This is a genomic window from Archangium violaceum, assembly GCF_016859125.1.
Classification (GTDB): domain Bacteria; phylum Myxococcota; class Myxococcia; order Myxococcales; family Myxococcaceae; genus Archangium; species Archangium violaceum_A.
On record NZ_CP069338.1, the window covers coordinates 8,281,355 to 8,300,467 of the forward strand.

Sequence of the window (19,113 nt, forward strand, 5' to 3'; positions counted from 1 at the left end):
AGCCGCTCACCGCCGACGCAGCAGGCGCTTGCCCAGGAGGTAACCCGGGTAGATGCCCGGCAGGCGCCGTGCCAGACCGAGGAACCGGTGCCCCAACGAGTGGCGCAGGTGCTCCAACTCCTCGGTCGTGGCGGTGAGCTGCTGGCGCAACGCGTCCGCCTGGGCCCGCGCCTCACCGAGCTGCGCCTGGAACGCCTGCGACGTGGAGTCGAGTTGCTGGCGCAACGCGTCCGCCTGGGCCTCGAGCGCCTGCGTGGTGGCGGCGAGCCGTGCCCGGGCCTCCTCCCGCTCGGCCCGCACCGCGGCCAGCTCCGCCTCCATTCGCTTCAGCCGTGAGTCCTGCGCGGTGGCGAGTTTCTCCATCCGCAGTTGCCCCAGCCGCGCTCCCGCTGGCTCCGGCGCGAACCACTCCAGCAGGGGCGCCCCGCGATCGAGCAGCCGCTTCCAGCGCCCCAGCCGCCCCAGGAGTGCCTCCGGCGACCAGGCCTCCCAATCGGGTATCAGGTAGCGGAATACCAGGAAGTGGAGCAGCCGGCGCCGCAGCCGCTCCTCCTCCTCCGTGAGCGTGAAGGGCTGCTCGGCGAGGGCCTGGCGCAGCTGCTCCGGATCCGGCCCCAGGTCGCGCGTACACCCCCGGCCCGCATAGGGCGACTCGCCGAAGGTGTACACCACCTTGCCGCGGGCCAGCGCCTCCAGCCCCACCGAGGAGTTGATGGTGAGCACCGCGTCGGCCACTTCGAGCAGGGCCTCGGCGGGCAGCTCCTGCACGAGCTTCACGTGGCTCGCCAGCGTTCGTGGAGGGAGCGGGTGGTGCGGGTGGGGCCGGACCAGGACATGGTGCTGCTCCGGCGACGTCGCCGCGGTGACGAGCTCCAGCAACTCGCTCCCGCCCAGGCGGGACCACCGCAGCGTGTTCGAGTCACGCGGCACCTGGAGGAAGACGGCCAGCACCCGGCGGCCCGGGGTGAGCTCCAGGCGCCGGGCAATCTCCTCGCGGCTCAAGAGCGCTCGATAAATCCCAGGAAGTGAAAGCTGGGTGATCCAAAGGTGGGTGGGGAAGGCAAAGCCCCACCCCTGGGGTTCGGGTGCAAGAGGTACCATGTGAAGTAGGCAGGGGGAGTGAGCCAGAAGAAAGCGCGGGCAGCAGAGGGAAGAGTCCGGACGAAAGAGCCGGACAGGTCGCAAGGCTGGCTGTTCAAGCAGATGCCGGAGCAGTTGGTGGAGCCGGAGCACCCGGTGCGGGTAGTGGCGGCGGCGGTGGAGGCGTTGGACCTGAGAGGCTTTCTGGCCGGGGCCAAGGCGGTGGAGGGACATGCGGGACGCCCGGTGACAAGTCCCCGGTTGCTGTTGGCGCTGTGGGTGTACGGGATTCAGCAGGGAGTGGGGACGGCGACGGAGCTGGCGCGCCGGTGCGAGGAGGACAGGGCGTACCAGTGGCTGGCCGGTGGAGTGAAGGTGAGCCACGACAAGCTGAGCCAGTTCCGGGTGGAGCACCTGGAGGTGTTGCAGCAGGTGTTTACCGACGTGCTCTCGGTGCTGTTGCAGCAGGGGCTGGTGAGTTTGGAGCAGGTGGCGCAGGACGGCACGCGGGTGAGGGCCAGTGCCTCGGCGCCTTCGTTCCGGCGAGAGCAGTCGCTGCGGGAGTGCCAGGAGCAGGCCGAGCTGCACTTGCAAGCGGTGCTGGCGCAGAAGGACGACCCGGAGCTGACGCGTGGGCAGCAGGCGACACGAGAGGCCAAGGCGCGTGACTACCAGGCGCGGGTGGACGCGGCGCTGGAGGCGATAAAGCAACAGCAGGCCAGGAAGAAGGGGGCGGACAAGGAGAAGGTGCGCGCCTCCACCACGGATGCGGATGCACGGGTGATGAAGATGGCCGATGGGGGTTTCCGACCCGCCTACAACCTGCAATTCGCGGTGGCTGGGGAGGCGCTGGGAGGGCCAAGAACCATTGTGGGAGTGGAAGTCACCAACCAGGGCAGCGACATGGGCAGCGTGAGCCCCATGGTGGAGCAGATTGAGCAACGCACGGGCCAGGTGCCCGAGCGCGTGCTGGCCGATGGCGGCCATGCCACGTGCGCAGACGTGAAGCAGTGCGCGGCCAAGGGGGTTGAAGCGCTCATTTCGGTGCCCGAGCGCATGGCCCAGGCCGGGCAGCAGGGGGACCATTCCCCCGAGGTAGAGGCGTGGCGTGAGCGCATGCGCACCGACGAGGCCAAGGAGCAGTACAAGGCCCGCGCCGGCCTGGTGGAGAACGTCAACGCGCAGGTGAAGGGGCGCTATGGCCTGACGCAGGTGACGGTGCGGGGGCTGGAGAAGGTGAAGTGTGTCGCCTTGCTGGTGGCCCTGGCGCACAACCTGGCCGCACACGGCCAGCCTCTGGTGGATGCGCTGCTGGCGCGCCAGAGCGCGCTTGCCGAGCCGGCTCACCTCCTCGAGCTGGCTCCAGGCAACGCGGCCTCTCTCGGTGGCGGCATCAGTCCGGTGCCGGTGGACCAGGTCACCGCCTTGCCTGCTGGCTTCTGACGGCCAGCCCCCTGCCGCGTGTGGTGTGACCGGGCCTCTCAGGCTCCAACCAGGCGATGAGCCCCCGGGCTGTGTGGTTGAATCCCGCTCTCGCCTGCTTCCCACCTGTACAACCCCCCCCTCCAACTCCGCGCCTCGGGATGGGCGATTTCCTCCGCCCTCCCCTCCACTTCCTGATCGCGCTCTGCTCCCGCGAGGGATTTATCGACTGCTCTTCAGGGGCGAGGGCGCCATGGCCTCGGTGCGCAGCCACTCCAGCTCCAGCTCCTGCTCGAGGGTGAGCGGCTGCTCGCGCACCATGGGCCAGACGTCGGGTAGGGACGAGGCCCCGTTCACCCCCCGCGGATCGGCGAAGTACAGCACGGGGTTGGGTGGGCGCATCGGGCCGAGCTCCTGGTGCATCAGCACGATGCCTCGCTCCGCGGTCGCCGCACGCAGCGGCGCATTGACGGTCCAGGTCACCACCGCGTCCGGGCGCGTGCGCTCCAGCAGGGCCTCGATGAAGGGGTGCCAGATGGGCATGTCCGGGTCTGTCATCAGCCGCACCCACTCGGCGTCGAGCTGGGCTGGCTCCTCGGGCAGGGCCGGGCTCACGCCGAGGTCCGCTGGAGAGAGCAACCACGGCGCCGCATCCGGCCGGGCCGCCTTGATCGCATCGGAGACGGCGAACAGGGGCGAGGCCCCTCTCCGGGTGAGCTCCTGACTCAGGGCCAGCCAGCGGCCCACCACCCACTGGAAGTCGAGTGGACGCCCACGGACGGGGAAGGGTTCAACGAAGAAGAGGACTCGCATGGGGCGCAGGTGCTTGGATCGAAGACGTGTGACCTTCTCGTATACTCAGAATATGCAAGAAGGCCATTGCCACGGCACTCGACCCTGGCGGGCCTACGGGCGTGCGCTCAGGACCTCCGTCTCCGGCTCCTGGGCGACCGCTCGGAAGCGGGGGCTGGAGCGGACTCCTCCTTCGCGGGCCTTCCGGTCCGCTCGAGCGCGGCCAGTCGTGCCATGACCTCACGGCGCCAGGCCGCCTGGGTCCGGGACTCCTCGCGTTGGTGCTCGTAGATGAGCGCCAGCGAGTCGAGGATGGCCTCGTTGAACTCCACCTGCTTGCGCAGCACCTCGTTGATGAAGGGCTGGAAGGCGAGCCGGAAGGCGCGCTTGGCCACCACCAGCACGGGGCCGACCACCGGACGGTGCGAGGTGGGTGGCTCCGCGTAGCGGCTGTCCTTCTTCGAACGGGGTGCCTGGAGGAGGGGCGGCCACTCGGTTACGGCCGGAGCTCGCTGGGAAGCGGCGAGCAGCTGGCGGACCGACTCCACCTGCTCCGGATCGGGCTCGGGCAGCCGTCCGGCCTCCTCGACGAGGCGCTCGGGAGTCGGAGTCGTGGTGAGAAGATCTTCAGGACGCACGGTGGGCTCCAGTGGCCCGCAGGGCCTGGACGAGCGCGGACACGGTGGGCTCCATCCGGCCGGGCTCGAAGGTGAGCAGCCGCTGGCCCAGGCGCTCGGCCAGGCCAGGCGTGAAGGCGGGGTGGGAAGCGTCACGGACGCCCCAGGCCTCGATGGACAGGTGGGGCAGGGTGTCCCGTGCGAGGAGCGAATCCGCGGGGAGGAAGACGGTGGGCGCGCGCGAGGTGCGCAGCGCGGTCTGCAGCGAGGAGGAGCCGGGCAGCTCCCGCGTCGCGTCACGGGGCAGGGGCTCGTCGGGGGTGAAGGCGCTCACCTCCAGCCCACCGGCGCGCATCGAGCGCGGTGCCAGTTCCACGGGCCGTGGCTGGGGATCCAACGTCAGCAGGCGGGCACCGGGGAGTTGCTCCGCGAGCCGCCGCGCGAGCTGGGACCCGGGCGCCTCCGGAAAAGCCACGAAGCCGGGGCACACGAGGTTGACTCCCGAGGCCTCGCTCCTGGCGGCCGGTGCGCGCGGGGTGCCTTCCAGGAAGGGCAGGAGCGCTTCGCGCACGGCCTCGGCTACGGCCTCCTGGCCGAGCTGCCCCACCCGCGCGCGCTGGGCGGCGATGATCTCACGCCGCAGGGCCGGATCGCGCTCCAGCACCGCGAGCAGCCGCGCCATCTCCAGCGGCTCGTTCGTCAGCGAGGCGATTCCCGCACCGCCCATGGTTTCGGGCACCGCGGCGGCGCCATACGCCACCACGGGCACGCCGCGGTACATGGCCTCCAGCAGAGGCACGCCGAAGCCCTCGTGCCGACTCATGGAGAGGTACACCGACGCCACCGAGAAGCACGCGGAGAGCTGCGCCGCGCTCACCCTCCCGAGGAACTGGACGCGCTCGGCCCCGAGCATCTCCTTCAATCCGTACAGGTACGCGCCGTAGGGTGTTTCCCGGTTGAGGTAGCCGGCGACGATGAGGCGGCTCCGGGGTTGGTACAGCCGCTGCCAGGCGGTGAAGACGCGCAGCACGTCATCGACACGCTTGCTCGGCACGGCGCGGCCCACGAAGAGGAGGTTGGCGCACCCGTCGTCCAGCTCGGCGCGCAGGACCGGATCCGGCGCCACGTCGAAGGTGCGCCAGTCCACCGCGAAGGGCAGCACCGACACCTGGGAGTAGCCGGCGGCCACCAGCTCCTCGGCGCTGAAGCGCGAGTAGGCCCACGCGCACTCCACTAGCGAGCGCATCGCGAGCAGCTCGTCCCGGGCCGCCTCGCAGGCGTGGGCTACCTTGTGCTCGAAGCCCTCGAAGAGCCGGGCGGGCGTCACGTTGTGGTACACGAGTGCCTTGCGTCCCGGCGAGCGGGCGATCAGCGGCACGAGCCTCGATTCGAAGCTGTGGTGGATGATCAGCGCGCTCGTCTCGTCCGCTTCACGCGGAAGATCCTTCGCGGGCCTCACCAGCGAGCGGCACTCCTCATCCCACTGCTCCGCGTAGATCTCCGAGGCGTAGCCCCAGCCGCGCAGCAACTCGCGCAGGTAGCGCACCTGGTTGCCTACCGCATCACCCCAGGCCAATCGCGGTACCAGTTGATGAACCCCACGGGCTGTTGATGGGCTGGCCGCCCGTCTGCTTTTCGGGAGTTTCACGATACTTCCAGCGTCTACCTGTGAGGCGGGCAGCGCACAAGGCCGCCTTGACGTCCCCTGGCCCCTTCGCTACTCAGGCCCCTCGGTATTCACATCTTTACTCTCCGAGTTCGTCGATGAACGTCCTTGTCACAGGTGGCTGCGGTTTCATTGGGTCCAACCTCGTCAAGTACCTGCGCCGTGTGCGCCCGGACTGGACCGTCATCAACCTGGACAAGCTCACGTACGCGGGCAACCTGGAGAACCTCAAGGAGCTCGAGGGCGATCCCAAGCACGTCTTCGTGCGCGGTGACGTGGCCAACCGTGAGCTCGTCGAGCACCTGATGGGCGTGCACCGCATCGACGCCGTCATGCACCTGGCGGCCGAGAGCCACGTGGACCGCTCCATCCTCGGCCCCGAGGCCTTCATCCAGGCCAACGTGCTGGGCACCCAGCAGCTGCTCGAGGCCAGCCGCGTGCGCGGCATCAAGCGCTTCCTCATGGTCTCCACCGACGAGGTGTACGGCTCGCTCGGCCCCACCGGCTACTTCACCGAGACCTCGCCGCTGCAGCCCTCCAGCCCCTACTCGGCTTCCAAGACGAGCTCGGATCTTCTCGCGCTGGCCTGGCACCACACCTTCGGCATGGACGTGGTGGTGACGCGCTGCTCGAACAACTACGGCCGCTACCAGTTCCCCGAGAAGCTGATTCCGCTCATGGTGGTCAACGCCCTGCACGACAAGCCGCTGCCCGTCTACGGCGACGGCGCCAACGTGCGCGACTGGCTCCACGTGGAGGACCACTGCTCGGCGCTGCTCACCGCGCTGGAGAAGGGCAGGGCCGGTCAGGTCTACAACATCGGTGGCAACTCCGAGCGCAAGAACATCGAGATCGTCAAGGCGATCCTCGGCCTGCTGAACAAGCCCGAGTCCCTCATCAAGTACGTGAAGGATCGTCCGGGGCATGACCGGCGCTACGCCATCGACCCGACGAAGATCCGCACGGAGCTGGGTTGGACGCCCTCGCACACCTTCGAGCAGGGCCTCCAGGAGACGGTGCGCTGGTACGTGGACAATCCGGCCTGGTGGGAGCGCGTGATGAGCGGCGCGTACCGCCAATACTTCGACACGCAGTATCGCGCGCGCCTCAACGGCTGAGCCAAGGGCCTCTCCATGCGATTCCTCGTCACGGGTTCCAACGGGCTGGTGGGCAGCCGCGTGTGCGCGCTCCTCGAGAAGGGCGGGCACGAGGTGGTGGGTCTGGGCCGCGGTCCACGCCGCACGGTGGGCGCCTACCGCTATGTGGAGTGCGACCTCACGCGCGAGCAGGACGTGGGCTCCGCCATCGCGGCCGCGGCCCCCGAGGTCATCATCCATCCCGCCTCCATGACGGAGGTGGACGCCTGTGAGCGCGAGCCGGAGCAGGCGTACGCGGCCAACGTCACCGCCGTGGAGGCGGTGGCCCGGGGCGCGCGCAAGCTGGGCGCGCACCTGGTGCACGTGTCCACCGACTATGTCTTCGACGGTGAGCACGGGCCCTATGACGAGCAGGCGCTGCCCAACCCTCGCGGTGTGTACGCCCTCACCAAGCACATGGGGGAGCAGGCGGCGCGCACCTTCGTTCCCGGCTGCGCCATCGCGCGCACGGCCGTGGTGTTCGGCTGGCCGGCCGCGGGTCGTCCCAACTTCGGCGCCTGGATGGTGGGGGCCCTGGAGAAGGGGCAGCAGGTCCGTCTCTTCGAGGACCAGTTCGTCTCCGCGAGTCTCGCCGACAGCGTGGCCGAAATGCTGGTGGAGCTGGGTGAGCGCAAGCTGGGCGGCATCTGGAACACCTGCGGCGCGGACGTGGTGGATCGCGTCAGCTTCGGCCGCGCGCTCTGCGAGGTATTCGGCTTCGACCCGGGACTCATCACGCCTACCCGCCTGGCGGACATGAAGCTCGCGAGCCCTCGCCCGCTGCGCAGCGGCCTGAAGGTGGACAAGGTTCGCTCGCAGCTCCGCTCGCAGCCGCTGCCGCTCGCCGAGGCGCTCGCCCGCTTTCACTCCGCCTGGAAGGTGGGGCGCAGTGCTTGAACCGGTTCCATCGGGCCGGATATAGCCCGATGACACCCGTATCCGATGGTGTCCGAGGGCCAGGTCGTACCGCGTCCGGCGGACCCTGCGAGGAAAGTCATGAAGGGAATCGTTCTCGCCGGTGGCTCCGGCACGCGGCTGTATCCACTCACGCGTGTGGTCAGCAAACAGCTGCTGCCCGTCTATGACAAGCCGATGATCTACTACCCGGTCACCACGCTGATGCTGGCGGGCATCCGGGACATCCTGATCATCTCCACGCCCACGGACCTGCCGCGCTTCGAGGAACTGTTGGGCAGCGGCAGGCAGTGGGGCGTGAACTTCCAGTACGCGGTTCAGCCCAGCCCGGATGGGCTCGCCCAGGCCTTCATCATCGGCCGCGAATTCGTGGGCAGGGATCCGGTCTCCCTCATCCTCGGCGACAACATCTTCTACGGCCATGGCTTGAGTGAGCAGGTGAAGCGCGCGGCGGCGCGCGAGTCGGGCGCCACCGTGTTCGGCTACTACGTGAAGGATCCGGAGCGCTACGGCGTGGTGGAACTGGACGCGCAGGGCCGTGCGCTGAGCCTCGAGGAGAAGCCGGCGAAGCCCAAGTCCAACTACGCGGTGACGGGCCTGTACTTCTACGACAACCAGGTGCTGGACATCGCGAAGAACCTCAAGCCCTCCGCGCGTGGCGAGCTGGAGATCACCGACGTCAACATCGCCTATCTGCGCCAGAATCAGCTCCAGGTGGAGCTGATGGGGCGTGGCTACGCGTGGCTGGACACCGGTACCCACGAGTCGTTGATGGAGGCCTCCAACTTCATCCAGATCATCGAGCACCGACAGGGCCTCAAGGTGGCGTGCCCCGAGGAGATCGCCTTCCGCATGGGCTACATCTCCGCGGACCAGGTGGCGGAGCTGGCGCACCCCATGCGCAAGAACGAGTACGGGCGCTACCTGCTGGATCTCATCGAGAACAAGGGGGCCCGGACATGAACATCATCCAGACGGAGTTGCCAGGGGTCCTCCTCCTCGAGCCCAAGCGCTTCGGCGACGATCGTGGCTTCTTCATGGAGATGTTCCATGCGAAGCGCTACGCGGAGGTCGGCATCTCCGGGCCCTTCGTGCAGGACAACTTCTCGCGCTCGGCGAAGGGGATCCTTCGCGGCCTGCACTTCCAGGAGCCGAACGCGCAGGGCAAGCTGGTTCAGGTGCTGGTGGGCGCCGTCTATGACGTGGCGGTGGACGTCCGCCGCGGCTCGCCGACCTTTGGCAGGTGGGTGGGCGTGGAGCTGAGCGCGGACAACCGGCGCCAGTTGTGGGTGCCGCCGGGGTTCGCGCACGGCTTCTGCGTCCTCTCCGAGAGCGCGGACTTCCATTACAAGTGCACGGACTTCTACTCGCCCACCACCGAGCGGGGCATCGCCTGGAACGATCCGGATCTGGGCATCCCCTGGCCGGTGACGTCGCCGCTGCTGTCGCCCAAGGACGCGGCCGCGCCGCGGCTGAAGGACGCGCCGGTGCTGCCCGTCTACGCGGGTTGAGCTCCGCTACTTCTTCGCGCCGAGCAGGGCGAACTCCTCGAGCGCCTGGGCCGTATGGAGGATGGACGTGTCCCAGGACAGTCCTCGCACGTACTCGAAACCGGCGGCGATCTGCCGCTGGCGGTAGGGCTCGTCCTCGAGGAGGTGGCTGATTTCGTGTGCGACGCCTTCCACGTTGGGAGGCGCCAGCACCACCGCGTCCTTCGGGTAGGCGGCGCGGGTGCTCTCCACGTCGATGTCCACCACCGGGCAGCCGCACGCGGCGATCTCCTGCGGCAGCAGGCTGTAGTTGGTGAAGGAGATGCAGAGCGCCACGTCGCTGCTGGAGAACACCCGCCGCAGCCCGGCGAAGTCCAGCATGCCATGCCCCACGAAGGGGAAGGGCAGGGACGAGTCCGGCATGTGCGTGCCCGCGATGTGGATCTCCACCTCGGGGAAGCGCTCCTTCACCTTGCGCAGGGCGAGGGCCGCGAGTTGGAAGCCCCGGCGGGGCGTGTGCGGCCTCATGTAGGCGAAGACCCGGCGGCGCGCTCCCTTCGGCACGGGCTCCGGGTAGTAGACGTCATGCTCCACCGCGAGCGGGAAGCTCCGGGCGTGCATGCCGTACTTCTCGCGCATCATCTGCTCGAGCCAGGGGCCCGCCGTCAGCCCGTAGAAGCCGAAGCGGTAGGTGTCCTCCGCGAACTGCCACTCGGCTCCCATCGGGTAGAAGGCCGGCTCGAAGTCCTGGATGAAGTAGACCCTGGCCGGAGCGCAGTGGCTGGCCCGCACCGGGTAGGCGGTGTTCCAGGACGTGGCCAGCACCACGTCCGCCGGCTCCATCTCTCCGTTCAGATGACGCACGGGAGCGGCGATGGGCAGGTACCACTCGTGCACCAGTGCCTGCAGCCGCATGGGCTCGGTGGGCATGTGCGCGCTGTCCACCAGGTAGATCCGGCACGAGTGCCCCAGCCGCTCCAGCAACTGGATGGTGCGGAAGATGGTCATGTGCCCACCTCCGCCCCGGCCGAAGGACGGGACGACCCAGTTGAGGACCAGGTGCTTTGGATCCACCTGTCGGCGCACGACCGGCGTGCCGGGCGACAGGCCACTGGCCGTGTCCATGAATGAGTAGTGCGCCTCCTCCCACCAGGGCCGCGAGGTCTTCCCCTGGGAGCGCAGCGCGCGCCGGATGTCGACCAGGGTCCGGCTGAGGCCCTGGGTCTGGTACTTGCGCCAGTGCGCGACGGTCTGGCGGGTGAGCTGGGCGAGCGTACCCAGCCGGCCACGCTCGGCCCGTGTGTCCCGCCAGAGCCTCTTCACCTCCTGGTGCAGCGGTGGCAGAGGGGCGCCGTGCGTGGCCTCCTCCCCGAGCCCGGGATGCGGGGAGAAGCGGCGCACCATGCTCGTGGGGAGCAACTCGTGGCGCTCGCCCAGGAACCAGCCCAACGCCTGCCCCACGTCTCGTCCGAGCGTGACGCCCGGCCTGTCGCGCAGCAGCTCGCGGATGCCGGGCATGTGCGGAGAATCGAAGTGCTCGCGATAGAAGCGCGCCTCGTCGAAGGCACGGCGGACCTGGGTCCACGGGGATGGGTTGCGGCTGTCCCGCACCACGGCCCGGGGGGTATAGGCCTTGGTGTAGCCAGCCTCCAGGATGTCCGCCACCCAGCGCTGGAGCACCATGGGCTCCATGTCCCGGAAGGGGAACTGGGCCCATACCGAGCGGCGCAGGGCCGTGTTGTCGGAGAAGAGGTGGTACTGGGGCCTGTGGGCTTCGTAGTGGGCCCAGCCCTCGGGGCCCGGACGGATGCGGGTGAAGGTGGTGTCGGTGTCTCCTCGCGAGGGGGAGCCGCCGGGGGGCGCCACGTGGCGTCCGAAGACGCCGGCCACCTGCTCGTTCTCCCGCATCGGCGCGAGCAGTTCGCGCAGCCACGAGGCGTCCGCCGGGACGACCTCCGGGGAGAGGAGCGCCACGAAGGGGCTGGGGCTGTTCTGGATGGCCAGGTTGAGGGCGGAGCCGAGACGGGTGCTGGCGGGGTCGAGCTCGAGCAACCTCGCGGGGAACGAGCGGATGACGTCCACGGAGCCATTCCGGGAGCCGGAGTCCACGCACAGCACGTCGAAGGGGAAGTCCGTCTGCTGGGAGAACACCGAGGAGAGGCACTCGCTCAACAGGGCACCCCCGTTCTTCATGGGGATGATGACGGTCACCAACGGATTGTCTTGCGCCATGGATTCGCTGCGCGCGCCATTCGCCAGACGCCGCGGATGGTCGCTCGCGGGCGCGCTCTATACCATCATCCGGGGATATGACGGAGTTCCGCCAGGGTGGTGATGGACGCGGGGTGGTTCGTGGCCTCCATGTGCCCGTGCTGCTGTTCGCGCTGTTGGTCTCGGGCTGTGCCACGGGCCCGGGGCTCCGGGCCGCGGTCGCGCTGCCCTCCGAGTCCTTGCGCATCCGGACATCGGACGGCTGGAGCCTGGCGATGCGGCGCATCCCCTCCGAGGGGCCGGCGCGGGGACGTCCTGTGCTGCTCGTGCCAGGGTTGGCGTCGGGCGACGTGAGCCTGCTGCTGGAGCCGGCTCACAGCCTCGCGGGATGGTTGGCGGCGCATGGCCGCGAGGTGTGGACGGTGTCGGTACGAGGCACCGGTGACTCGGATCGCACGGACGCGGCGGCGGGACGCATGCCGGGCTATGGGCTCGACACACTCTGGCGCGAGGACTTCCGCGCGGCCCTGCGCACCGTGCGCCAGCGCACCCGCTCCGAGCAGGTGGATGTCGTGGCCTACAGCCTGGGGGCGCTGTTGCTCTACGCGTACCTGGCCGAGGACGGCGAGGGCGTGGGCGCGGCGGTGACCCTGGCCGGGCCCACGCGCCTGGACCGGAGCTCGCCCTGGCTGGTGGGGCTCGCGGAGCTGGGCTCGGGCCTGGTGTCGCGGGAGGACACGCTCGACATGGGCCTCCTGTCCTCGCTGACGGCTCCGGTGCAGGCCTGGCTGCGGGGCAATCCGGTGGAGCGCTTCGTCTTCGACACGCGCAACACCCCGCGCGAGCGGTGGCGGCGCTTCGCCTCGTGTGTCTTCGGCGAGCTCTCCGGCGGCGTGGTGGAGGATTTCGTCCGGATGAGTCGCACCGGTCGCTTCACCAGCAGGGAGGGAGGCCGGGACTACCGCGAGGGCCTCGCACGCGTGCGGGTGCCGGTGTTGGTGATGGCGGGGGAGGGGGACCAGCTGGCCTCCGTACGCGCGGTGCATGATGGCTATCTGGCCCTGGGCGGACCCAAGGCGTGGCGGCTGCTCGGTACCCGGACGGGCCTCGCCGCGGACTATGGCCACGTGGACCTGATCCTCGGCGACCGGGCGCCCCTCGAGGTGTGGACACCCCTGCTCGTGTTCCTGGAGCGCGCCGCCTCGGGCCGTGTCACCCGGTGACGGCCCGGGGGCCGCTGCTCCGGATGCTCCGAGAGGGGACGAGCGAGCGGGCCCGTATGCTCCGAGGAACAGGCTGGGGTAGGCGAGCGGAGTGCGCATCCTTGCCTCGTCACCCGGAAGGAGGCGCGATGGTTCTCCCAGGCAAGGGGATGAGCTGGAAGGAGTTCTTCACGGAACTGAAGAACGAGTACCAGAACGACAAGATCAGCAATGTGGCTGGAGCGGTGACGTTCTTCGGCGTGTTGGCGCTGTTCCCGTTCCTCCTGTTCCTCGTGGCGCTCGCGAGCGTCATCATCGATCCCGCTCGAGCCGAGGTGCTGATCCAGGAGTTGGGCCGGGTGGCACCGGATGCGGTGACGCAGATCGTCGGCCAGCGCCTGCATGATCTGGCGGAGGGCAGCAACGTGGGGCTGCTGACGGTAGGTGCGCTCGGCGCGGTGTGGGCCGCCTCGGGCGGGGTAGTGGCGATGATGGACGCGCTCAACACCGTCTATGACGTGGAGGAGTCCCGGCCCTTCTGGAAGGTGCGAGGCATCGCCATCCTGGTGACGCTGGGGGGCGCGGTGCTCTCCATCCTCGCCTCGCTGGCCATGGTGGCCACGCCGGCCTTCGCCAACTTCCTGGGGGAGCCATTTGGCACCCTGGTCATGTGGCTGCGCCTACCCTTCGCGGGCCTGCTGATCATGCTGGTGTGGGCGCTCATCTACTACTTCCTGCCGGACGTGAAGCAGACCTTCAGGTTCATCACGCCCGGCTCGGTGGTGGGCGTCATCATCTGGCTGGCTGCGTCCTGGGGCTTCTCGGTGTATGTGCGCAACTTCGGCAGCTACGACGCGAACTACGGCGCGCTCGGCGGTGTCATCGTGTTGCTGCTGTGGATGTGGATCTCCTCGCAGGTCATCCTGCTGGGCGCGGAGATCAACGCGGTGCTCGAGCACCGCTCACCGGAAGGCAAGTCCCCAGGGGAGAAGCGGCCACGCCCGGGAGGCCCCACCATGACCAAGGGCCAGAAGCGGGAGCGGGAGCAGAAGGATCTCGAGGAGCGCCTGCGTCCGCCGCCTCCGAGGAGGCCCGAGCCGGCCCGGATGACGCCGCTGGGGGCGGCGACCACCTGGGCCACGGGCTTCGGGTTGGGGTGGTTCCTGTTGCGCCGCGGCAGCCGTTAGGCCACCGCGCGCGCACGGCCCGCCGCTCGGCTACCGACGCTGGGCGGCGTGGTACGGGTTCTTCTCGAGGAACTCGGCGAAGGTCCCGTTGAAGTCGTTGACGGGCTTGCCCGCCTCCAGGCTCCAGATGCGGGTGGCCACCTCGGAGATGAGCTCCTGGTCGTGCGTCACGATGATGGCGGTGCCCTCGTACTTCTGAAGGCCCTCGGCCAGGGCGCTGATGGACTCCAGGTCCAGGTGGTTGGTGGGCTCGTCGAAGATGAGCACGTTGTCCTGGTTGAGCATCAGCTTGCAGAGCAGCAGGCGCACCGTCTCACCACCGGACAGGGTGTCCGTGGGCTTCATCCGCTCCTCGCCCGAGAAGAGCATCCGGCCCAGCACACCGGAGATCTCCTCGTTGGTGAGCTTGGTGTTGATGTCGCGCAGCCACTCGAAGGCCGTGGTGCCCTTGCGGATGGTGCCGTGGTGGTCCTGCGGCAGGTAGCCCATGGAGGCCTGGTGGCCCCAGGTGATCTTCCCCGCGTCCGCCTCCACCTGTCCGGCGAGCATCTTCACCAGGGTGGACTTACCCACGCCGTTGCGGCCGATGACGCAGATCTTCTCGCCCTTGCATACCAGGCCGCTGAAGGGCTGGACGACCGTCTGGCCGTCGTAGCTCTTGGTGATGCCATCGAACTGCAGCGTCTGCTTGCCGCTGGCCTGCTTCACGTCGAAGCGGATGAAGGGCCGCGCGATGTTCGAGCGCTTGAGATCGTCCGTCTTCAGCTTCTCGATCTGCTTGATGCGGCTCTGCACCTGGGAGGCGCGCGTACCGGCGTGGAAGCGGGCGACGAAGTCCTGCAGCTGGGCGATCTTCTTCTTCTTCTCGGAGACCTCGGACTCGACCCGGCTGCGCAGCTGGGCCTTCTGCCTCACCATGTCATCGTAGCCACCGGTGTACTGGATGATGGTCTCGTAATCGATGTCCGCGATGTGCGTGCAGATGGAGTTGAGGAAGTGCCGGTCGTGGCTGATGGTGATGAGCACGCCCTCGAAGGCCATGAGGAACGTCTCCAGCCAGCGGATGGAGGCGATGTCCAGGTTGTTCGTGGGCTCGTCGAGCAGCAGCCCCTGGGGCTTGCCGAAGAGCGCCTGGGCGAGCAGCACGCGCAGCTTGAGGCCGCCGGTGAGCTGCTTCATGGGCCCCTCGTGGGTGGAGGCGGGGATGCCCAGACCCTCGAGCAACGAGGCCGCCTCGGACTCGGCGCTGTAGCCGTCCTCCTCGGCGATGACCATCTCCAGCTCGCCCAGCCGGTTGCCGTCCTCCTCGGTGATGTCGGACTTCGCGAGGATGGTGTCCTTCTCCTTCATGGCGTCCCAGAGGGCCTTGTTGCCCATGAGGACGACATCGAGGACGCGATCGTTCTCGTAGCGGAAGTGGTCCTGGCGGAGGATCCCCAGCTTGTTGGGGCGGGAGATGGTGCCCATGTCCGCTTCCTCGTCTCCCGCGAGGATCTTCATGAACGTGGACTTGCCCGCCCCGTTGGGGCCGGTGAGACCGTAGCGGCGGCCGGGCGAGAAGGCGACGTTGACCTCCTCGAAGAGCTTCTTGGGCCCGTAGGCCTTGGAGACGTTGGTGATGGTGAACATGGGGGCGCTTCTAGCGAAAGGGGGAGGCGGCCGGAAGTGAGGACCCCTTGTAACCCCCGATGAGCGGTCTTCTATGCCCCCGGAGAGGCGGGAATCAGGCCCCATCAGGCAGGCTCCGATGTAGGATGCCCGCCAGATACCTGACTGCCCGCCTGGTGGGCTACCGAGCGGAGTTCCCCCTCGAACCGCTCAGCCGTGGCTCCGCTCTTTCCTGCGCGCGGGCTCCATGGCGTCGCTGGCCCTGGGCTGGGCGTCGGCGTTCTGGATGGGCCCGCCATTGGGCATGATCAGCAGCTGCTTCACCGGGAGCTCCAGGACGTCCTCGAAGCGGAGCCCGCGCGCCTTGAATTCGGCCTCGGAAGGAATGTGGTACTTCACGCCGCCCTGGACCAGGAAGACGCGGGCGCCACCGATGCCTCGTACGAGCGAGCCGTCCGGGAGTCCCGCGGGCTGACGCTTGCCGAAGTAGGCCTCGACGAACGCGTTCTCCACGTGGACGAACGACGACTCCCAGCTGAACTCCTTCACGTACGCGAGCCCCTCGGCCGAGAGCCGCTCGCGCCTGACGCGGTCGTCGAGGATGCCGATGACGGTGCGCGCGATGCCCAGGGGATCGGGCGGGGCGAGCACCACCGGCGAGTCGTCCCCGAACGTGCCACGCATGCTCTCCACGTCGACGTCCACGACCACCGCGCCACACGCCATGGCCTCGATGGGCAGGAGCGAGTAGTTGGTGAGCGAGGTCAGCAGGGTGATGGCCGACGAGCTGTGCTGCTGGCGCAGCTGTTCCTCGTTCTGCAGTCCCAGGACCGTCGCCTCGAAGGGCACGTCGCGGTAGCCGAGGTCACCCGTGCCGAAGATGGCGATGCGCGTCTGCGGGCGCTGCTCCTTCACGTGGGCCAGCGCGGCCAGCAGCAGCTCGGTTCCCCGCCGCTCGGTGCTCGGACGCATGTAGACGAGCACCCGGTGCGGGTCGCGCTCGAACCGGGGGTCGGGGAAGTAGACGCCGGGCTCGTAGCCGAGGTGGAAGAAGCACCCCTGCATTCCATAGCGGCCGGTCATCATCTGGTGGAGCCAGGGGCTGGCCGAGATGCCGAACAGGTTCATCCGGTAGGTGTTCTCCGCGAACACCCCGAGCGAGCCCTTCGGGTAGAAGTGCGGCTCGAAGTCCTGGATGAAGTACGCCTTGAAACGGGTGTTCTGGCGCTCGTACACGGCGTACGCCGTCGACCAGTGCGTCGCCAGGAGGACGTCGCTCTCCTCGACGTGCGCGGTCGTGTCGTGGATGTCCACGCCCGGCAGCGGCTGGTAGTGCCCCTCCATGAACTGGCGCAGCGCCTGCGGCGAGCCGTGCTCCGAACGGCCGTGCACATAGACGCGGTTCGTGACGCCCAGCGACTGGAAGTAGCGCACGAAGCGCAGGATGCTCATGTGGCCACCGGAGCCCATCCCGATGTCCGGAATGATCCAACTCATCACCAGCGGGAGCGCGTCGAGCTGACGGTCCTTGCGGTGGAGGGCGTTGAAGTTCAGGCGCAGCTCGTCCTGGAGATCGACGTCGCCGACCACCTCCAACAAGGGGCGAAGCTCCTTGCCCGGGCCGCGTTTCTGGAGCGCGCCGCGCATCTCCTCCAGGACGGAGGGCATGCCCTTCGCCCGGGACTCGCGCCAGATGTTGCGGCCGAGATCGGCCAGCAGCCGTCCGCGGTGGATGGCGCCGCGCACGACGTCCTTCGCGCCATGGCGAAGCTGCTGCATGCCCGTCAGGTGGTTGACCGCGTAGAAGCCGGCGTTCCACCCGCTCGCGGTGGCCTGGCGCTTGAGGTCCTCGAGCATGGCCCTCGGGCGGCGCGTGCGGACGAGCTGGTCCAACTGCAGCTGGTGGTTCTGCTTCACGAAGACGCCATTGCCGAACGTCTCGTTGTGCTCGAGCTGGAAGTAGGCACTGGCCACCGGGAAGGGCGGTCTGGCCAGCAGGCCCGAGAGCGTCTGGGTGACGAACCGGGACAGGTCGCTCGAGAGCAGACCGCGCTCCTGCAGGAACGCCCAGACGGTGGGCGCCGAGGCGAGGACGCCCCGGTGGAAGTCCCGCGTGAACTGCTCGTGGACCCGGTTCTCGCCAGGGTCCGTCAGCCGCTCCGCCTGGACCCTGCCCTCCACCAGCCGATAGCCCGTGACGCTGCCGTTCTCCGAGTTGAACAGCATCTCGATGGGCGCCTGCGGAGCGAGCAGGTGCTCACCGTGATCGCCCCGGTTGTCGTCGAACAGGAAGCCGGTCTTGGTGCAATTGGCCGGCTGCGGGTTGAGGAACCGGAAGAGGCTCAGGAACAGACCGCTCCAGTGCACCTGGGGAAGAACGCGCGCCAAGTTGTCCTGGATGGTGCCCCGCCACCCGATGTCCACCACCAGCACCCGCTTCGACTCCGGGGTGATGCCCTTCTGCTCCAGGTAGCGCAGCAGCAGATCGCGCCGCCCCTTCAGGGCCTGGAGGAGGGTGTTGCAGAACCGCTCGTTGGCGAGCAGCCCCCGGAAGCGCGCGTCCTCCCACGGCCGCTCGATGACCTCCTCCAGGGAGACGCCGGACTCCTTCACCAGCTCCGCGACCGCCTCCACCTGGACCCCCAGCGAGGTCAGGAAGGTGCGCAGCGAGTGGCGCGGGTACATCGTCCAGAGGCGGTTGAGCTCCGTGAGGTTGAGCTGCTGGATGGATGCGCCGAAGGTGGCGATACGGCTGACCTCGAGCACCTCGGCCGCCGGCAGCTCCAGCCCGGGATTCGAGGCGAGGATGCGCTCGTGGATCTCCTTGAGGATCTCCCCCTCGCGCGTGAAGTAGTAGACGCGCTTCACGCCCTCGGCCAGCGCACGCTCCAGCGCGAACACGACGTAGAGCACGAGCACGGGTGAATACTTCACGCCCAGGTTGAAGTGGCGATCCGCTCGCGTGAGGGCGCCCGCCTTGTGGTGCGTGCGCAGCCGCTCCTTGAGCGCCCGCCAGTACGGGGTGAGGTCTCCCGCCATGCGCCGTTGGAACTGGTGCGCGAGCCGCTGCCGCTTGCGCTCCTCGTCCGGGTTGAAGAAGTGCACGGCCTTGATGCCATGGCTGCGCGGAACGGCGACGTCCGACTGCTCGTTGTCCCCGATGTGCTGGTGCCGTGGGGGCGTGACGCCGCTCTTCTCCTGGAAGCGGGTGAAGAGCCGCCCCGAGCGCTTGTTCACGCGCTCCGAGCACGAGGACATGCCTCCGTGAAGGGCCAGCTCCGGGTGTTTGGCCGCGATGAGCTCGTGGAGCTGCGCGCTGGGGACGTAGAAATCGCTGAGGAAGTACAGCTCGTGCCCGGACGCCACGCGCGACAACAGCCGGCCGATGCGCGCGTCCGGGTAGCTCACGTTGAACTCGGCGGCCCACTCCTGCGCGCAGACGTCCTTCACCATCGCGGCGTGCTGGGCCTCGGACACGTGCGGCGCGATGGTGCCCAACGTGAGCGCCCAGACCTCGCGCAGCTCGTACTCGTCGTCCAGCCCCTCGCGCTTGCGCTGGTCGCCGATCTCCACCTCGCTGGCGCGGCGCCGCTCGTGGATGGCTCGCTGGGTACGGTAGCCCGGAAGCAGCGTGGACCCGTACTTCAGGAGCACATACCGGGCCGCCGCGAGCTTCGTCTCATCGGGATGACAGCGTCGCCTGAGAAGCGTATCCCACACATCGACCGTGGTCACATTCACCGCCAGAGTCCCCTTCTGTCCTATCATGCCGTGACCGTCCCAACTC

Annotated in this window: 14 protein-coding genes; 7 read left to right on the forward strand and 7 right to left on the reverse strand. The window is 68.6% G+C overall.

Annotation, left to right across the window (positions count from 1 at the left end):
• Positions 1-6 precede the first annotated feature (6 nt).
• Positions 7-1,002, reverse strand: a complete 996-nt coding sequence (locus JQX13_RS35505) for a hypothetical protein (RefSeq protein WP_203403880.1) — start codon at positions 1,000-1,002, stop codon at positions 7-9.
• A 117-nt stretch (positions 1,003-1,119) separates the two neighbouring features.
• Between JQX13_RS35505 and JQX13_RS35510 the strand changes: the two genes are divergently transcribed.
• Entirely contained in the window at positions 1,120-2,523 is a 1,404-nt protein-coding gene (locus JQX13_RS35510) for a transposase (RefSeq protein ID WP_203403881.1), read from the forward strand.
• A 201-nt stretch (positions 2,524-2,724) separates the two neighbouring features.
• Here JQX13_RS35510 and JQX13_RS35515 read toward each other — a convergent pair whose 3' ends face one another.
• The 3 genes from JQX13_RS35515 to JQX13_RS35525 form a co-directional block, all read right to left on the reverse strand.
• On the reverse strand, positions 2,725-3,315 hold the full coding sequence (locus tag JQX13_RS35515; RefSeq protein WP_203403882.1) for a GT99 family glycosyltransferase N-terminal domain-containing protein: 591 nt from the start codon (positions 3,313-3,315) through the stop codon (positions 2,725-2,727).
• 107 nt (positions 3,316-3,422) lie between these two features.
• Entirely contained in the window at positions 3,423-3,932 is a 510-nt protein-coding gene (locus JQX13_RS35520) for a hypothetical protein (protein WP_203403883.1), read from the reverse strand.
• Positions 3,922-5,499 carry a glycosyltransferase family 4 protein gene (locus JQX13_RS35525; protein ID WP_203412360.1) on the reverse strand — a complete coding sequence of 526 codons (1,578 nt, stop codon included), beginning with the start codon at positions 5,497-5,499 and terminating at the stop codon, positions 3,922-3,924. The genes JQX13_RS35520 and JQX13_RS35525 overlap by 11 nt, the downstream gene beginning before the upstream one ends.
• Before the next feature lie 176 nt (positions 5,500-5,675).
• On the opposite strand from JQX13_RS35525, the gene rfbB reads away from it, so the two are divergent.
• From rfbB to rfbC, 4 genes are all read left to right on the forward strand, one after another.
• Positions 5,676-6,695 carry a dTDP-glucose 4,6-dehydratase gene (gene rfbB, locus JQX13_RS35530; RefSeq protein ID WP_203403884.1) on the forward strand — a complete coding sequence of 340 codons (1,020 nt, stop codon included), beginning with the start codon at positions 5,676-5,678 and terminating at the stop codon, positions 6,693-6,695.
• Between the two features lie 15 nt (positions 6,696-6,710).
• Positions 6,711-7,610, forward strand: a complete 900-nt coding sequence (locus JQX13_RS35535) for an SDR family oxidoreductase (protein WP_203403885.1) — start codon at positions 6,711-6,713, stop codon at positions 7,608-7,610.
• 99 nt (positions 7,611-7,709) lie between these two features.
• The gene (gene rfbA / locus JQX13_RS35540) at positions 7,710-8,591 is read left to right on the forward strand and encodes a glucose-1-phosphate thymidylyltransferase RfbA (protein ID WP_203403886.1); all 882 of its coding nucleotides are present in this window, start codon (positions 7,710-7,712) and stop codon (positions 8,589-8,591) included.
• Positions 8,588-9,139, forward strand: coding sequence for a dTDP-4-dehydrorhamnose 3,5-epimerase (gene rfbC, locus JQX13_RS35545; RefSeq protein WP_203403887.1), 552 nt, complete (start codon positions 8,588-8,590; stop codon positions 9,137-9,139). The genes rfbA and rfbC overlap by 4 nt, the downstream gene beginning before the upstream one ends.
• Positions 9,140-9,145: 6 nt before the next feature.
• Here the strand turns inward: rfbC and JQX13_RS35550 are convergent, their stop codons facing one another.
• Positions 9,146-11,350 (reverse strand): glycosyltransferase, encoded by a 2,205-nt coding sequence (locus JQX13_RS35550; RefSeq protein ID WP_203403888.1) that lies wholly within the window; start codon positions 11,348-11,350, stop codon positions 9,146-9,148.
• A gap of 77 nt (positions 11,351-11,427) precedes the next feature.
• On the opposite strand from JQX13_RS35550, the gene JQX13_RS35555 reads away from it, so the two are divergent.
• Positions 11,428-12,552, forward strand: a complete 1,125-nt coding sequence (locus JQX13_RS35555; RefSeq protein ID WP_203403889.1) for an alpha/beta fold hydrolase — start codon at positions 11,428-11,430, stop codon at positions 12,550-12,552.
• 128 nt (positions 12,553-12,680) lie between these two features.
• The gene (locus tag JQX13_RS35560; protein WP_203403890.1) at positions 12,681-13,718 is read left to right on the forward strand and encodes a YihY/virulence factor BrkB family protein; all 1,038 of its coding nucleotides are present in this window, start codon (positions 12,681-12,683) and stop codon (positions 13,716-13,718) included.
• 30 nt (positions 13,719-13,748) lie between these two features.
• On the opposite strand, the gene JQX13_RS35565 is transcribed toward JQX13_RS35560, so the two are convergent.
• Both JQX13_RS35565 and JQX13_RS35570 read right to left on the reverse strand, forming a co-directional pair.
• Positions 13,749-15,347, reverse strand: coding sequence for an ABC-F family ATP-binding cassette domain-containing protein (locus JQX13_RS35565; protein WP_203403891.1), 1,599 nt, complete (start codon positions 15,345-15,347; stop codon positions 13,749-13,751).
• Positions 15,348-15,536: 189 nt separating this feature from the next.
• Entirely contained in the window at positions 15,537-19,094 is a 3,558-nt protein-coding gene (locus JQX13_RS35570) for a glycosyltransferase (RefSeq protein WP_203403892.1), read from the reverse strand.
• Positions 19,095-19,113 lie beyond the last annotated feature (19 nt).

Excerpts from the sequence above, each read along its gene's own strand:
- JQX13_RS35515 (WP_203403882.1), bottom strand. The coding sequence starts at position 3,315 with ATGCGAGTCCTCTTCTTCGTTGAACCCTTCCCCGTCCGTGGGCGTCCA.
- rfbB (WP_203403884.1), top strand. The coding sequence starts at position 5,676 with ATGAACGTCCTTGTCACAGGTGGCTGCGGTTTCATTGGGTCCAACCTC.
- JQX13_RS35535 (WP_203403885.1), top strand. The coding sequence starts at position 6,711 with ATGCGATTCCTCGTCACGGGTTCCAACGGGCTGGTGGGCAGCCGCGTG.
- rfbA (WP_203403886.1), top strand. The coding sequence starts at position 7,710 with ATGAAGGGAATCGTTCTCGCCGGTGGCTCCGGCACGCGGCTGTATCCA.
- rfbC (WP_203403887.1), top strand. The coding sequence starts at position 8,588 with ATGAACATCATCCAGACGGAGTTGCCAGGGGTCCTCCTCCTCGAGCCC.
- JQX13_RS35550 (WP_203403888.1), bottom strand. The coding sequence starts at position 11,350 with ATGGCGCAAGACAATCCGTTGGTGACCGTCATCATCCCCATGAAGAAC.
- JQX13_RS35555 (WP_203403889.1), top strand. The coding sequence starts at position 11,428 with ATGACGGAGTTCCGCCAGGGTGGTGATGGACGCGGGGTGGTTCGTGGC.
- JQX13_RS35560 (WP_203403890.1), top strand. The coding sequence starts at position 12,681 with ATGGTTCTCCCAGGCAAGGGGATGAGCTGGAAGGAGTTCTTCACGGAA.
- JQX13_RS35565 (WP_203403891.1), bottom strand. The coding sequence starts at position 15,347 with ATGTTCACCATCACCAACGTCTCCAAGGCCTACGGGCCCAAGAAGCTC.
- JQX13_RS35570 (WP_203403892.1), bottom strand. The coding sequence starts at position 19,094 with ATGATAGGACAGAAGGGGACTCTGGCGGTGAATGTGACCACGGTCGAT.